Source organism: Sphingobium xenophagum (genome assembly GCF_002288285.1).
Classification (GTDB): domain Bacteria; phylum Pseudomonadota; class Alphaproteobacteria; order Sphingomonadales; family Sphingomonadaceae; genus Sphingobium; species Sphingobium xenophagum.
In genome coordinates this window covers 91,396-107,151 of the sequence record NZ_CP022748.1, presented here as the reverse complement: position 1 = coordinate 107,151, position 15,756 = coordinate 91,396, and the positions used below count along the sequence as shown (strand labels likewise).

Genomic DNA, 15,756 nt, shown 5'->3' with positions numbered 1-15,756 from the left:
CGCCAAAGCATGACGCTGGGTGTCGATCGGCCGTCAAGGATCAGCGGTCCCCCCAATTTTGCCGGCCGGCGCGCTGCGCTTCCCGGCGACAAAATCGGCTCCCCCCGCTGCCCGCTCACGCGGCGGCCATGCCGTCCCTGACCGCCTCAACACCGCGTCCAGATGAGCCCATCCTCATCGATGCGAGATGGGGAGCGCACCATCATCAACGGAGGCTTCGATGGACAATCTTCACCACTCCCTGCGCACGCTGTTCAGCACCCCATTCTGTCCAAACTGCACGACCCTCTTCGACGCCGAGCAATATGATCATGTCGACGAACGCGCGCGCTGCTCGCACTGCGGAACCGTCTATCGGATCCCCGACGACCATGTGCCGGACAATCCGGATGACGACATCGACGACGTCCGGCCGGATACCGCCCATATTGTCCAACCGCACGAGCCGGGCTACTGGCCAGCGCAAGCGACTGGCTTCCGGCTCATTCGCCTGCTCGAAAGATATCTCGCACTTACCCAGACCTGCGGGCGCTTAGTCAGCGTTGCCCAAACCTCCACCGAACGGGATTTCTTCAGGGCCGAGCATGACCGGCTCTACCGCCTAACTTGCCGCATCGCACGCCAGGTCGCCCGATCGAACGGCTACGCGATCCTTCGAGCACTCTCGGACGATAGCCCGGCCTATCGCGTGGTGATCCAGAACCAGCCTATCGCTCTATCCGGGGGTTCGTGCATCAAGGAGACGCCGCAGTTTCTGACCCTCGAACAGTTGCGTGCCGACGCGGAACGGCTCGCCGAAGCGGAGATGCGGGCCACCGCCGGCGCGACGTACGAACTCTACGCCCGCCAGTTCTCCACGGCCTGTGCACGCGCCATCAACAAGCTTGATCCGGACCTGCGCCGCTACGCCGTCAAGATCGCCAATGACCACGGCTACATCGCGGGCGAGGACGAGCGATATGCCGACTTCGGACCCGGCCTATGCTCCCTGACCGGCATCGACGAACACTATTGCCATTGCGGCCGTCACCCCTGACGGCAGCCGGGACCGGGCCACGCGCTCGGTCCCGTTCTTTCGACGAGATGGCTCGATGCCCCGGCTCGCTCGCGTGCCATGCGGACCCTTCGGTCCGCACGTCGCTACGCCTCGGCCGAGGTCTCCCGACGAGAGGGAACATCTCTCACAGTCTTCCCATTCTGTCAGACGTCCGAGGCCGCCTCAAGGACGGCGGGGCCCCACGATTTTCTTCGGCGGATCGAGGGGAGGCGCTCGTCCTTCGGCGTGGTGGCCGCCGAAGAAAATCGTGACCCCCACCGCCGCTTCGCGGCCCGCTTCGCGGGTCCTTGACCCGGCCTCGGCCGCCTGACGCGCCGCTCCTGTCATTCAAGACAGACAGGAGCGAATCCATGCAGATGATCTCGACCAGCGCCGCCGCCGACAACGCCGCCTTCTTCGCAGCCATCGCGAACGCCGAACGCCGCGCGCTTCACAGCTACTTCGACCAGCACGTCGTGGCGGACGACGAGGCGGGCTACATCACCATCGACGAGGGCGATTACGGCGCGCTGCCGATGACGATCATCGACCGGATCGTCCACAGCGTGCCGGGCGGACTGCTCGACGAATATTGAGGCAAGACGGGGAGGGGCGCGCACGCGCCTCTCCCTTTTTTTGTGTGGCGATGTTACGGGCATGGGGGGCATCGAACCCCCCATGCCCGTGCCGCGACAAGGGTCGCGGCGGGGGCTGTTCAGGCCGTGAGGCGCTTTTCCACTTCGTCGATGCCGAGCGACCGGATACGGGCAACGAGCCCACCCAATCGCTTGCCGTCGAGCTTCAGCAGGCCGGTCTTCTCAAGAGCCTGGATCGCGGCCTCGCGTTCCTTCTCTTCCAGCCGTTGCCGTCGCTCCTCGAGCTTGCGGCCTTCCTCTTCTATCGCTGCTCTTTCCTGTTCCAATGTGCGTGCCATGAAGGGCCTCTCGGTTCACGCTGATCGGGCTATGAACAGGCCCACTATAAGCGCTCACCGGCCATGCCGGAAGCACGGAATGCGCGCCCGCCAAGCGGTTGGTCAACTGCCGCAACCATGGCTTTCCTTCCGTCCACCGGACGGCCTGGCGTCCCGCCGGAGGCGCTTCCCCATGCCATTTGATCGCGTCACAAGACGCCCCGGGGAGTGGATCAGCCCTGGTGCAGAGAAGCACACCGAACGCACCTCGGTGCATTGGGTTCTGGAACAATTCCAGCGACTTATGGCGGTCTTGGTGCGTGTGCGGCTGTGGGACAGGATTTCGCTGCCCACAAAACACACGAAAATCGGCCATTTCAGCGTGTTACACGAGAACACGCTCCGCGCCGCGCATGCGATTTTCTTGCTCCACCGACACGATTGCGCTATAAGTCGGATCGGTTTCTGAGACCCCACCAGCCTCCCTGCTAGGAGGCTCGGTTTGACCATTCCCTACAAGCATTGCTCGGTCCGGCTCGACCGGAGCAAATATGATCGCCTCGTAGCGCTCGCCGCGGAGCGCGGATGCACGCCGTCCGACCTGCTGCGCGCGGCCGTCGATGCCTTCCTGGGATCCGGCCAGCTCTTGACCTCAAGCCACCGTCGGATCGCCCGCATCAGCGAGTTCCAGCATCTCGCGCTCGACATCATCATCCGCGAACAATTCCCCGAATATCGCGACCGCATCATCGCGGAAACCGACAAACGTCTGGAGCAATATCATGGCGCGTGAGGACATCCGCACGGACGGGCGTCCCGTCCCGCTCACCCATCATTCGGCGCGCGGCCGCGTGCAGCGCAATGCCGGCAATTTCACCCGCGGCAGCCAGCTACTCACCCATGAGATGCTGATGTGGTTCTCGGGCGCCAAGCTGCCCTTCATCCTCTGGTTCTTCGCCTTTCTCGCCGCCTGGTTCATCATCATGTCGCTCAAGCTCGACGAGCATGGTTTCCAGCTCGTCTGCATGAAGGTCTATGCGACCCTCTGGAACTGGATCGACCTCAATCCGAACAAGCGCGTCAACGTCACGCTGCCGAACGGCGACCTCATGCGCACCGTGATGAAAGCGGTGCCCTATATTCCCGAGGTCATCACAGCCTGGGCCGTCGCGATGCGGGGCCTCATCGGCGCTTTCCTGATCTCGGTCTTCATCACCATTCCGGCCGCCATCTGGTTCGTCGACATCTCGCATCGGCGCGGCCGTTCGATCCTTCAGGAACGGCATGAACGCGGCGCCATGCTGGTTGATCGCAGCGTGCTTCTGGTGGAGATCAACGAGCATAACCGGGTGAAGTTCGAAGAGGAGGCGGCCGACCTCTTCCCCGGCCTGTCCTCGCGGCAGGTTCTCGCGCTCCCGTTCCGAGCGCGCAAGGAAGCCGGCATCCATCATCCCTACACGCTCGCGGGCATCCCCTTTCCGCACCGCACCGAACAATCCCATGCGATGCTCATCGGCACCACCGGATCAGGCAAGACGACCGAGCTCAGAAGCCTCGTCACCCAGATGCGCGAGCGCCAGGACACGGCCGTCATCTTCGATCTCACCGGCGCCTATGTCGAAGCCTTCTACGATCCCACACGCGACACGATCCTCAATCCCATGGACGCGCGCTGCCCGGCCTGGTCGATCTTCAACGATTGCCGCACCCACAGCGAATTCACGGCCGCCGCGGCGGCGCTAATCCCTTCGGATGGCGGTTCGTCCGAACCCTTCTGGGCGCTCGCAGCGCGCACCCTCTTCATCGAGATGTGCATTCGCCTGATGGAGCGGGGGCAGACCAGCAATCTGGCGCTGTCCGAGAACCTGATGACGGCCGACCTGAAGCGCGTCCACCGCTTCCTCGCCAACACCATCGCCGACCCGCTCACTGCCCCCGAAGCGGCCCGCATGGCGGAATCGATCCGCGCCGTCTTCAACACCAATGCGCAGGTCCTTCGCTTCCTTCCCGACGAGGGCGAATCCTTCTCGATCCGCGACTGGATCACGCGGGACAAGAAGCCCGGATCGATCCTGTTCGTGACGTCGAACTATGTCGATCTGCCGATGAACCGGGCGCTGCTCACGCTGTGGATGGATCTCGCGATCAACCGGCTGATGACGCTGCCGCGCACCCGCAGCTTGCGCACCTGGTTCATGTTCGACGAGCTTGGCGCACTGCATCGCCTTCCGGCGATCGAGAATGGTCTCCAGACGGCGCGCGCGTTTGGCGGCGCGATGATCCTGGGCATCCACAGCTTCGAGAAGCTGGTCGAAGTCTATGGCGAGCAAGGGGCACGCAATCTCGCCTCGCTCGCCCGCTCCAAGCTCATCCTCGCGACGGCCGATCTCGACACGGCCGAGCAGTGCGCGCGCTACATCGGCAACCGCGAGGTTCGCCAGATGGATGAGGCCTATAGCTACGGCTACAATAACACCCGCGACGCTTCGACCCTGACCCCGCGCAAGCAGGTCGAACCACTCGTCATCGCCGATGACATCACCAACCTGCCCTCGATGCACGGCTTCGTGAAATTCCCCGACGGCTTCCCCGCCGCGCGCATCCTGCTCGAGTGGAAGGACTATCCCCAGGTCGCCCAGGGCTTCGTCCAACGGCCCGATGTCGGGCCGGTACGCTCAAGGCGCGGAGAGGAGGTGTTCGAGGAAGACGGGGCAGGGGAGGCGGGCGGGCGCGACGGCTCGTTGCAGGTCGTGGAGGAAGTGGCCGAGATCACCAATCTCGCCCGCGATCTCGCCGCACGGATCCTGTCGGCCGAGGTCGAGGAGGAGGACGATGCCGCCCGCCGCGCGGCGCAGCGGGCGGACGACCGGGACGAACAGGCGACGCCTGGCACGCATAGCGCGGACAGGGCGCAGGCGGCGCGCGCCAGCGGCGAGGAACAGCCGGTTTCCGCGCGCGACCGGGACGATCGTCGTGATGGCCACCGGCACGGGGAGACGAGCCCACAGGTCGAGGACCAGACCCTGATCGAGCTGCGCCACGACTTCTCCACCGGCCGCGAGGATGACGGCATGGACATGGGCATCTGATGCTCTCGGTCGCCGGCGTCCGCTCCGCTTCCGGTGCCGCGAACTATTTCGCGAAGGACGACTATTACACGGTCGAGGGCTCGTCCGAGATCAGCGCCTGGGGAGGGGAGGGCGCCGAGGCGATCGGCCTGTCCGGAGAAGTCTCGAAGGACGCCTTCGAGGGCGTGCTGAACGGTATCCTCCCAAGCGGCGAAGCGGTCGCCCAGGTCGAGAACCGGCGCGCCGGCTACGACCTCACCTTCTCCATGCCGAAGTCGGCTTCGGTCATGGCCTATGTCGCCGGCGACAAGCGCGTGCTTGACGCCAATATGGCCGCGGTCAAGGCGACCATGGCCTGGGTCGAGAAGAACCTCGCGGAAGGGCGTCGCGACATCGAGGGGCGCAAGGTCCCGGTCCAGACGGGCAATCTCGTCTACGCGCTCTTCCAGCACGACACGAGCCGGGCGCTCGATCCGCAGGCCCACATCCACGCCGTCATCGCCAACCTCACCCGCATGCCCGATGGCAAATGGCAGGCACTCCACGCCGACAAACTCTGGAGCCACAACAGCATCATCGGCTCGATCTACCATGCTTTCCTGCGCGCCGGGCTCGAGCGGATCGGCTATCAGGTGGACCTCAAGGGCAAGCATGGCACCTTTGAGATTGCCGGCGTTCCCAAGGCGGTCATCGGCGAATTCAGCCAGCGCCGCGAGGAGATCCTCGATCACGCAACGCGGCTCGGCATCAAGTCGCCGGAGGGCCTGCGCGAAATCACCAAACGCTCGCGCGATCCCAAGCTCGACGTCGAGGACCGCGCCGCGCTGAAGCAGGGCTGGATCGACCAGGCCGCTGCCCACGGCTTCGACGGCAAGGACCTGCGGGCAGCAGCCGAGGCGCGCGCCGGGATGGCGTCTTCGGAAAATGCTCTCGAGCGCGGCTACCGCGCCATTGTCGATGCCGTAACTGGTGCCCGCCAGACGCTGGGTGCGCTGCTCCGCCCCCAGGACCCTTTAGTGGACAATGCGCTCGCCCGCGCGGTCAAGTCGCCAGCGGAAGCGCGCGCGCAGCTCGCGGTCGCGTCCGCCGTCCGGATCCTCTCCGAACGTGAGGCCGCATGGCCCGTCAATCTGCTCGGCAAGACCGCGCTCGATCTCGGTCTCAAGGGCGTCACCGTCGACCTGATCGAGAGGCGGATCGACCGGCTCGTGCAGAACCGTCAGCTCATCCCGGGCGTCGCGACAGCCGCGGACCGGACTGGCCGCATGGTGACCACGCAGGAGGCGCTGCGGACCGAAGAGAAGATTCTTGCCGCCGTCGAGGAGGGGAAAGGGAAGTCCGAGCCAATTGTGGCGGCCGCCGATGCGCCGCAGCGATTGCAGGATGCCGCCGAACGGCCGCTCAATCCTGGGCAGCTCGCCGCCGCGACGATGATCCTGTCATCCGCCGATCGTACCGTCTCGGTGCAGGGCGCCGCCGGCACGGGCAAGTCCACCATGCTCCAGGCGGTCGCGCGGGTCGCCGAGGAGGAGGGCGCCCGGATCACCGGACTTGCCTTCCAGAACAAGATGGTCGCGGACCTCGCCGAAGGGGCGGGCATCAAGGCCCAGACGATCGCTTCCTTCGTGCTCGCCAACGAGCGGTTCGTGACCGAGCGTGACACGCTGGGATATGAGGCTGCGCGCGAGAAGCTCGCCGGTACCATGCTTCTCGTCGACGAAACCTCGATGGTGTCGTCGAACGAAATGCTCAAGCTCCACCAGATCACAGCAGCCTTGGGCGTCGACAAGCTCGTTCTGGTCGGTGACCGGCAGCAGCTCTCTTCGATCGACGCGGGCAAGGCCTTCGCCATGATCCAGGCGGGCGGCGGCACGATGGCGCGGATGGATCAGAATATCCGCCAACGCACCGACCAACTGCGCACCGTCGCGGCGCTCGCCAATATCGGCAAGGCCGGCGCGGCGCTGAAAGTGCTGGGGGACCGTGTCGTCGAGGCGGGGGAGCCGGCCGCCGCTGCGGCCGACATGTGGCTCGAGCTCTCCCCTGGCGAACGGGAGGCGACCGCTGTCTTCGCTTCGGGCCGCGACGCGCGCGCCGTCATCAACCAGCGCATCCAAGATGGCCTGATCGCGGAAGGGAGCGTCAAGGGCCAGGCGATCCATCTCACTGTCTTTGAGCGGGTCAACACCACGCGCGAGGAGCTGCGCTATGCCTCGACCTACCGTCAGGGCCAGACGCTCGAGGTCGGCCGCGGCGGCGCGCAGGACGTCGGGATCAAGGCGGGACGCTACGACGTCCTCAAGGTCCACGCCAACGGGAAGGTCGAACTGTCGGACGGTCGGCGCAGGATACGCTTCGATCCCCAGAAGCTGTCGCCGACCGAGCAGCGCGATCGCCTGCAGCTTTCTGAAAAGAAGGACCTTCAGCTGCGCGAAGGGGACCGCATCCGCTGGACGGCCAACGACAAGCAGCGCGGCCTGCACAATGCCGCGCTTGCGCGCGTTGTGGGCGTCGATGCCGATGGCGTGAAGGTTGAGACTGCGGACAAGGTGCTCCTCACGCTCAGCCTCGGTGACCCGATGCTATCTCGGCTCGACCTTGCTTATAGCCTTAATATGCACATGGCCCAGGGGATCACCACCGACAAGGCGATCACCGTCATGTCGTCGCATGAGCGCAACCTCTCGAACCAGCGCCTCTTCAACGTCGGGGTCACGCGCGTGCGCGACGAGCTGACAATGGTCGTGGACGACAAGGAGAAGCTCGCGCGGCAGCTCGACATGAATCCCGGCAACAAGACCTCCTCGCTCGAGACGCTCGGCCGCCTCGATATCGACGGCAGGAAGGGGCCGGGCGCGCAACCCCGCGAGAAGTTCGATCCCGGTCCGATCGACGGCGTCAACCTGTCCGATCTTGCTCCCGTTCCAAGCGATCTGCCGCCTCTGCCCGATGGCGCGGCATCTGCGCCGGCCGCGAAGGCCCCACAAGCGCCGCCCGATCTGAAACCCGATCGCGGCGATCCGCTGCCACCGCTGCCCGAGCGCAGCCTCGGGCTCGACTTGTGAATGGAGAAGTCGCCGGCGTGGTGCCTGCGGCGAAGAGAAGGAGACGAACGATGGGTTGGGAATTCGATGAGGCTGGCAAGTTCGGGAGCGAACGGGCAGCCGAAGACTATGCGAAGCGCAACAACATCGATCCGCGTGATGTCCAGCTGACCCGCAAGGGTGAGGAGGTCGAACTCAACATCCGCCGGTCGGCCCTCGATGGCCGTAAGCTGCGCGACAATGGCGAAGGTCGCCGGGACGGCTGGGGCTGAACGGAGGGCTACAATGAGCACATTTGAATTTCTCGCCTCGCTTCTGCTGGTGGGCGTCATCGTCGCGCTTGGCTGGTCGAAAATGTCCCGAGGCTTCACTCCACAGAAACCGCTCGACCCAGTGGCGCGGCCATTCATGACGCAGCGCGAGCAAGCCATGCTGGCCGCGCTCGAGCACATCCTGCCCATGTACCGCCTCCATGCCCAGGTCTCGATGGGAGCCCTCCTCAAGGTTCCATCGGTGCCGGGCCGGCGGCCGACCCCAGCGGACTGGAATCGCTTCCAGCGAAAGATCATCGACTTTGTGGTCGAGGATCCCACGACGGGAAGGGTGGTCGCCTTGATCGAGATCGACGATCGTTCGCACGATCCCGGCAAGGATCGGGAGCGTGACGCGATGACCGCCCGGGCCGGCTATCACACATTGCGGATCCCCGCTGGTGCAAGCCCCACGGTACAGACGGTGCTCGGTTTCGTGGGTGACCTTCGCGACGGTGCGGCGAGCGCCGCATATCAGGGATAACCGGCATGGGGCTCAAAGATCGCGACTATATGCGCGAGCGCTATCGCGCGCGCGCGAAGGGAACCCGATGGAACGATCGGGCCGGGCGCGTCGAGGGCGCCTGGTTCGATCCCGTCAACCGCGGTTTCGATTATCAGCGCGGCCGGTTGAGGGGATCGCGCGGTAATGCCGGCGGGATGCTGCGCTGGATGTCGCTCGCGTTGAGCCTGTTTCTCATCGCTATCCCGGTGTGGCATTCGCTGAAGCGGGAAGGCTGGCTGGCGGATAGTGAACCCGGATTACCCTTCCCCGAAACGGGCAGCGTGACGGTCAACCCCGCATTGGATCCGGCCGGGGCGACATCGCGGATGGCAGTCACGACCTCCGATGCGAACGCCGTCGTTCAGCTCTTCGACCCTCAAAGCGGGCGGCATGTGATCTCGGTCTATGTCCGCAAGAACGATCGGGCGATAATCGCGGTTCCACCTGGAACCTATCGGATGAAAGTGGCGGAAGGGCAGCGTTGGCACGGCCCGGTGGACTTTTTCGGTTCGTCAACGACCTATGACGCCGTCGTGCCGCTGATGGTGTTCACCAGACAACGGGGCAATGGCATCGACCTGCACAGGCGTCCGAACGGCACATTGCCGACACGGCCCAACTGGCGCGGTCCAGCGCCCCTGTAACGAACGATCATGCGGAAGCGCGGCCGAAGACCCGGTCCTATCGAGCGGCGGGCGCCGATACCTCTTCGGTTTTCAGCGCATGGGCAATTTCGAAGATATGAAGAATGATCGGGTCCTTCTCAGCAGATCGGATCGCTGCCTGCAACAGAATAGGAGGCGGTGACTGATCGAAAACGCGAACGATCTCGCCACTAGATATCTTCTCTCCCACCATGTTGAGAGGAAACAAGCTTACGCCGCCGCTGGACACGATGATATCGATCAGAGAATGCAGGTCGTTGCAGGTGTTTATCTTCCCGTCATGATATCCCAGTCCACCCAAGGCATCATGCATGATCGCATGCATGGGGGAGCTTCGTGCCAATGACCAGAACAGCAGGTCTTTTGGGGGCACGAGTCGCTGCTCCAGCATGTTCGCGAGGCTGGGAGACGCGAGCCATATCAACTCGACCTCGCCGATCCGCCGCGTCTTGATGCCGGGCATTTCAACGGGACCGATCGCGAAAACCAGATCGGCCGCGCCACTTAGAAGTCCATCGATCAGTTTCGATGTCAGGTCGATTTCGATCTCCAGTGAAAGCCCTGGCATCTCCTGACGGATCGCATTCACGAAAGCGGACAGGCAACTGGCGGCCGCAATTTCACCCGATCCGATACGGACGATGCCGGCCACGCTGCTGAGGTCCACCGGATTGAGCAGGGCCTGTTGAAGCGACGGCCACACCTGCTCGCATCGGCGCACCAGTTCACGGCCCTGGACAGACAGGATCATGTTACGCCCTTGTCGCGCGAACAACGGAATTCCCAGGTGATTCTCAAGTTCGCGTATTCGCGCGGAAATGCCCGGTTGCGTGGTGTTGAGGCGATTCGCTGCCGCGCTGAACGAGCCAAGGCGGTTGATCCAAAGCAGGGTTTCCAGATGGTAGAGCGCGATCCGATTCATCACCATTGGTTATACATACATCGAATGAACTATGATTTGAACTGATGTGACATTTATCTCATGGCCAGACCCCGAAAGCGCAGCAGGCAGGGGAAGGGAAGGGTTCGTGGCCAAAGAGCAGCATGTGAAGGCAGAGAGCCGAGCCGGGCCGGCAAGGCGGGCTTCGGTTTCATCTGGATCCGCCTCCAATCGCGAACGTCCGGCCGAGCCCGTCCGCTATCAGGCGACCAATGCGGAGATGCTGGAACTCTACCGCCAGATGCTGCTGATCCGCCGTTTCGAGGAAAAGGCCGGCCAGCTTTACGGCTTCGGCATGATCGGCGGCTTCTGCCATCTTTATATCGGGCAGGAGGCCGTCGCCGTCGGCCTGCAATCGGCTATGAGGGTGGGCAAGGACAGCGTCATCACCGGCTATCGCGACCACGGCCACATGCTGGCCTACGGGATCGATCCCAAGGTCATCATGGCAGAGCTGACCGGCCGCGCTGCGGGCATTTCACGCGGCAAGGGCGGGTCGATGCACATGTTCTCGGTCGATCATGGCTTCTATGGCGGCCACGGCATCGTCGGCGCGCAGGTGGGGCTGGGCACGGGCCTAGCCTTCAAGCATAAATATGCGGATGATGGCGGCGTCTGCCTCACCTATTTCGGCGACGGCGCGGCCAATCAGGGACAGGTCTACGAAAGCTTCAACATGGCGGAGCTGTGGAAGCTGCCGGTGATTTTCGTGATCGAGAACAACCAGTACGCCATGGGAACCAGCGTCAACCGCGCGTCGGCCGAGGACCAACTCTATCGGCGCGGCGAGAGCTTCCGCATCCCCGGCATCCAGGTGGACGGCATGGACGTGCTCGCTGTCCGTGGCGCTGCTGAGGAAGCCCGGCAGTGGGTGCTGTCCGGCAAGGGGCCGATCCTCCTGGAATTGAAGACCTACCGCTATCGGGGCCATTCCATGTCCGATCCGGCCAAGTACCGCTCGCGCGAGGAAGTGCAGGCGGTCCGCGACAAGTCCGATGCCATCGAGCATCTCAAGCAGGAGTTGGAGGCGGCCGGCGTCACCGAGGATGAGTTGAAGGCGCTGGAGAAGGAGATCCGCCAGATCGTTCAGGAAGCCGCCGACTTCGCCGAGCAGGCCCCGGAGCCCGAGCTTGCCGAACTCTATACCGATGTGCTGGTGGGGCAATATTGATGGCGATTGAACTGAAGATGCCGGCGCTTTCTCCCACCATGGAGGAGGGTACGCTCGCAAAGTGGCTCGTCAAGGAAGGCGATGCGGTGAAATCCGGCGACATCCTCGCGGAGATCGAGACCGACAAGGCGACGATGGAATTCGAGGCAGTGGACGAGGGCATCATCGCCAAGATCGTCATTCCTGAAGGCACCGACGGCGTGAAAGTGGGCGCGGTGATCGCGCTGATCGCTGGCGAGGGTGAAAGCGCCGTGACGGTCCAAGCCGCCGCCCCCGCTCCCAAGGTCGAGGCACCCGCGCCCAAGGCGGCGGAGCCGGCCCCGCAGCCGGTTGCGGCGCCTGCGCCCCGCGCGGCGGTTGCCGATCCCGATATTCCCGCCGGCACCGAGATCGTGAAGACCACGGTGCGCGAGGCGTTGCGCGACGCCATGGCCGAGGAGATGCGCGCCGACGACCGCGTCTTCGTGATGGGCGAGGAAGTGGCGCAATATCAGGGCGCCTACAAGGTGACGCAGGGCCTGCTGGAAGAGTTCGGCGATCGCCGCGTCATCGACACCCCGATCACCGAGTATGGTTTTGCCGGCATAGGCACAGGCGCGGCGATGGGCGGCTTGAAGCCGATCGTCGAGTTTATGACCTTCAACTTCGCCATGCAGGCGATCGACCACATCATCAACTCGGCGGCCAAGACCAACTATATGTCCGGCGGCCAGATGCGCTGCCCGGTGGTGTTCCGCGGCCCCAACGGCGCCGCCAGCCGCGTCGGCGCCCAGCACAGCCAGAATTACGGGCCCTGGTATGCTGCCGTTCCTGGCCTGATCGTGATCGCGCCTTACTCGGCCGCCGACGCCAAGGGGCTGCTGAAGGCCGCGATCCGCTCGCCCGATCCGGTCGTGTTCCTGGAAAACGAGTTGCTCTACGGCCAGAGCTTCGACGTGCCGAAGCTGGACGATCATGTCCTGCCGATTGGCAAGGCCCGCATCGCCCGCGCGGGGCGTGACGTGACCCTGGTGAGCTACTCCATTGGTGTCGGTGTCGCGCTGGAAGCCGCCGACAAGCTGGCAGATGAAGGTGTTGACGCGGAGGTGATCGACCTGCGCACGCTCCGCCCGCTCGATAAGGAAACCGTGCTGAAGTCGCTCGCCAAGACCAACAGGATGGTGGTGGTGGAGGAAGGCTGGCCGGTCTGCTCCATCTCCTCGGAGATCATCGCCATCGCCATGCAGGAAGGCTTCGACGACCTCGACGCCCCGGTGCTCCGCGTCACCAACAAGGACGTGCCGCTGCCGTATGCCGCGAATCTGGAAAAGGCCGCGCTCATCAAGGCGGATGACGTGGTCGCGGCGGTCAAGCGCGTCCGTTATCGCTGACGCCTGCGGAGTTTCGAAAATGCCGATTGAACTCAAGATGCCCGCGTTGTCTCCCACGATGGAGGAGGGTTCGCTCGCCAAATGGCTGGTGAAGGAGGGCGATGTGGTGAAGTCTGGCGACCTGCTGGCCGAAATCGAAACCGACAAGGCGACGATGGAATTCGAGGCGGTGGACGAAGGCATTATCGCGAAAATCCTCATCCCCGAAGGTACAGAAGGCGTGAAGGTCGGGACCGTCGTCGCCATGCTTGCCGCCGAAGGCGAGGATATCACCGCTATCGGGGAAGGGGCTGTTCCCGCGCTTCTGCCGGCCCCCGAGATTGCCGACAAGGTCGCTACATCCATTCCCGCCGCTGTTCCTGTCGCGTCGTCAGCCGCACCCGCAATTGGTGCCAGCCGTATCAAGGCCAGCCCGCTTGCCCGTCGTCTGGCGGAGGCAAGCGCCATCGATCTTTCTACGATAAGAGGCTCCGGGCCTAATGGCCGCATCGTCAAGGTTGACATTGATGGCGCGACGCCTGCCTCGATGCCGGCCGTCGCTCCGGGGGTCCCCGCGGCGTTTGCCGCCGCAGTACCGTCGATCGAACCCGACATTCCACACGAAGTCGTCAAGCTGTCAAACATGCGGAAAGTCATTGCCCGACGGCTCACCGAATCGAAGCAGCAGGTTCCGCACATCTACCTCACGGCCGATATCCACCTCGATCCATTGCTGAAGCTTCGGGCCGATCTCAACGACGGGCTTGCCGAACGCGGTGTCAAGCTCTCGGTCAACGATCTGCTGGTCAAGGCCTTGGCGGCCGCCCTTATCGAAGTGCCCAGCTGCAATGTGCAGTTTGCCGGCGACAATCTGCTGCGGTTCAGCCGCGTCGATATTTCGGTGGCGGTATCGATCCCCGGCGGCCTGATCACGCCGATCATCGCGGGCGCGAACGCCAAGGGCGTTGCCGCAATCTCCAGCGAGATGAAGGATAGGGCGGAGCGCGCGCGCAACGGTAAATTGCAGCCGCATGAATATCAGGGCGGCACCGCCAGCCTGTCGAACATGGGCATGTTCGGCATCAAGCAGTTCGAGGCTGTCATTAACCCGCCCCAGGCCATGATCATGGCGATCGGCGCGGGCGAAAAGCGGCCTTATGTAGTGAACAATGCGCTGACCGTTGCCACGGTGATGTCGGTAACCGGCAGCTTCGATCACCGCGCGATCGATGGGGCGGACGGTGCGCAACTGATGGCCGCTTTCAAGCGCATCGTTGAGAAGCCGCTGACACTGTTGGCCTGAATCTCAAGGAATTTCCGAACATGGCTGATAGTTACGACGTGATTGTCCTTGGCTCAGGCCCCGGCGGCTATGTCGCCGCGATCCGCGCCGCTCAGCTCAAGTTGAACACGGCGATTGTCGAGCGCGAGAATCTAGGCGGTGTCTGCCTCAACTGGGGTTGCATACCCACCAAGGCGTTGCTGCGCTCGGCGGAGGTTTTTCGCTACATGCGGCATGCCAAGGATTATGGCCTGGTCGCGGAGAAGATAACCGCCGATCTGGATGCAGTGGTGAAGCGCTCACGCGGCGTTGCCAGGCAGCTTAATCAGGGTGTCTCGCACCTGATGAAGAAGAACGGGATCGCCGTTTATATGGGTGAGGGGAAGCTCACCGGCAAAGGGAGGCTTTCTGTCACAGCGCCGGATGGTAAGACCAGTGAGTTGACCGCGAAGAATATTATCATCGCCACGGGCGCGCGTGCTCGCGATCTGCCGTTCCCGAAAGCCGATGGAAAGCGCGTCTGGACCTATCGCCACGCGATGAACCCGCCGGAAATGCCGAACAAGCTGCTTGTTATCGGCTCGGGCGCGATCGGCATCGAGTTCGCCAGCTTTTACAACGACATGGGCGCGGAAGTGACAGTCGTCGAGATGCTGGACAGGATCGTTCCGGTCGAGGATGCAGATGTCTCGACCTTCCTGGAAAAAGCGTTGGTGAAGCAGGGCATGAAGATCTTGACGGGTGCAGGTGTCCAAAAGCTCGATATCGGTGCCACCGGCGTAACAGTCGCGATCAAAGCCCGGGATGGCAAACTTGTTTCGGACGAATACAGCCATGTCATCGTGGCAATCGGGATCGTCCCAAACACCGAAACCGTTGGGCTTGAGGCACTGGGTGTGAAAACGGAGCGTGGCCACATTGTTACCGATGGCGCATGCCGCACCAATGTCGAGGGAATCTGGGCGATCGGAGACGCCACGGCGCCGCCTTGGCTAGCGCACAAGGCCAGCCATGAAGGTGTTATCGCGGCAGAAACCATAGCGGGTCAGCATCCGCACGCAATGGACCCCAGGAACATTCCCGGCTGCACCTATTGCCACCCGCAGATCGCTAGTGTCGGCCTCACCGAAACAAATGCGAGGGAAGCAGGTCACGAAGTGAGGATTGGCACCTTTCCCTTCATCGGCAATGGCAAGGCTATCGCGCTCGGCGAGCCAGAAGGCTTCGTCAAGACGGTATTTGATGCCCAAACTGGCGAGCTGCTGGGCGCACACATGGTCGGCCCGGAGGTGACCGAAATGATCCACGGCTTCACCATCGGTCGTACACTGGAAACAACCGAGGCGGAGCTGATGGAAACGGTTTTTCCGCATCCGACCATTTCCGAAACGATGCATGAAAGCGTGCTTGCTGCCTTCGGGCGCGCAGTCCATATTTAGGCTATCTTCCATATTTGGGAGAGATCATGCCTC

Annotated in this window: 14 protein-coding genes; 12 read left to right on the top strand and 2 right to left on the bottom strand. The window is 63.5% G+C overall.

Annotation, left to right across the window (positions count from 1 at the left end):
• Nucleotides 1-220: 220 nt before the first annotated feature.
• Complete coding sequence (locus tag CJD35_RS19950) at nt 221-1,036, top strand: hypothetical protein (RefSeq protein ID WP_011950433.1); 816 nt, start codon at nt 221-223, stop codon at nt 1,034-1,036.
• A gap of 371 nt (nt 1,037-1,407) precedes the next feature.
• Entirely contained in the window at nt 1,408-1,632 is a 225-nt protein-coding gene (locus CJD35_RS19945) for a hypothetical protein (RefSeq protein WP_011950432.1), read from the top strand.
• Between the two features lie 119 nt (nt 1,633-1,751).
• On the opposite strand, the gene CJD35_RS19940 is transcribed toward CJD35_RS19945, so the two are convergent.
• Complete coding sequence (locus CJD35_RS19940; RefSeq protein WP_026002696.1) at nt 1,752-1,970, bottom strand: hypothetical protein; 219 nt, start codon at nt 1,968-1,970, stop codon at nt 1,752-1,754.
• Nucleotides 1,971-2,451: 481 nt separating this feature from the next.
• Between CJD35_RS19940 and CJD35_RS19930 the strand changes: the two genes are divergently transcribed.
• From CJD35_RS19930 to CJD35_RS19905, 6 genes are read left to right on the top strand one after another with little or no spacing between them, the layout of a single operon-like run.
• Entirely contained in the window at nt 2,452-2,742 is a 291-nt protein-coding gene (locus tag CJD35_RS19930) for a hypothetical protein (RefSeq protein WP_011950431.1), read from the top strand.
• Entirely contained in the window at nt 2,732-5,038 is a 2,307-nt protein-coding gene (locus tag CJD35_RS19925) for a type IV secretion system DNA-binding domain-containing protein (protein WP_011950430.1), read from the top strand. The genes CJD35_RS19930 and CJD35_RS19925 overlap by 11 nt, the downstream gene beginning before the upstream one ends.
• Entirely contained in the window at nt 5,038-8,082 is a 3,045-nt protein-coding gene (mobF, locus tag CJD35_RS19920; RefSeq protein WP_011950429.1) for a MobF family relaxase, read from the top strand. The genes CJD35_RS19925 and mobF overlap by 1 nt, the downstream gene beginning before the upstream one ends.
• A 50-nt stretch (nt 8,083-8,132) precedes the next feature.
• Entirely contained in the window at nt 8,133-8,333 is a 201-nt protein-coding gene (locus CJD35_RS19915; RefSeq protein WP_011950428.1) for a hypothetical protein, read from the top strand.
• 13 nt (nt 8,334-8,346) lie between these two features.
• Nucleotides 8,347-8,856 (top strand): DUF2726 domain-containing protein, encoded by a 510-nt coding sequence (locus CJD35_RS19910; RefSeq protein WP_011950427.1) that lies wholly within the window; start codon nt 8,347-8,349, stop codon nt 8,854-8,856.
• Between the two features lie 5 nt (nt 8,857-8,861).
• Nucleotides 8,862-9,521, top strand: a complete 660-nt coding sequence (locus CJD35_RS19905) for a hypothetical protein (RefSeq protein WP_011950426.1) — start codon at nt 8,862-8,864, stop codon at nt 9,519-9,521.
• A 37-nt stretch (nt 9,522-9,558) separates the two neighbouring features.
• Here CJD35_RS19905 and CJD35_RS19900 read toward each other — a convergent pair whose 3' ends face one another.
• Nucleotides 9,559-10,464: a LysR family transcriptional regulator gene (locus CJD35_RS19900; RefSeq protein ID WP_226952286.1), complete on the bottom strand. Its 906-nt coding sequence runs from the start codon at nt 10,462-10,464 to the stop codon at nt 9,559-9,561.
• 106 nt (nt 10,465-10,570) lie between these two features.
• Between CJD35_RS19900 and pdhA the strand changes: the two genes are divergently transcribed.
• From pdhA to lpdA, 4 genes are read left to right on the top strand one after another with little or no spacing between them, the layout of a single operon-like run.
• Nucleotides 10,571-11,653, top strand: a complete 1,083-nt coding sequence (gene pdhA, locus CJD35_RS19895; protein WP_011950424.1) for a pyruvate dehydrogenase (acetyl-transferring) E1 component subunit alpha — start codon at nt 10,571-10,573, stop codon at nt 11,651-11,653.
• Nucleotides 11,653-13,023, top strand: coding sequence for a pyruvate dehydrogenase complex E1 component subunit beta (locus CJD35_RS19890; protein ID WP_011950423.1), 1,371 nt, complete (start codon nt 11,653-11,655; stop codon nt 13,021-13,023). Before pdhA ends, CJD35_RS19890 begins: the two co-directional genes overlap by 1 nt.
• A gap of 19 nt (nt 13,024-13,042) precedes the next feature.
• Nucleotides 13,043-14,305, top strand: coding sequence for a pyruvate dehydrogenase complex dihydrolipoamide acetyltransferase (locus CJD35_RS19885; RefSeq protein WP_011950422.1), 1,263 nt, complete (start codon nt 13,043-13,045; stop codon nt 14,303-14,305).
• Nucleotides 14,306-14,325: 20 nt separating this feature from the next.
• Nucleotides 14,326-15,723, top strand: coding sequence for a dihydrolipoyl dehydrogenase (lpdA, locus tag CJD35_RS19880; protein ID WP_011950421.1), 1,398 nt, complete (start codon nt 14,326-14,328; stop codon nt 15,721-15,723).
• Nucleotides 15,724-15,756: the final 33 nt, after the last annotated feature.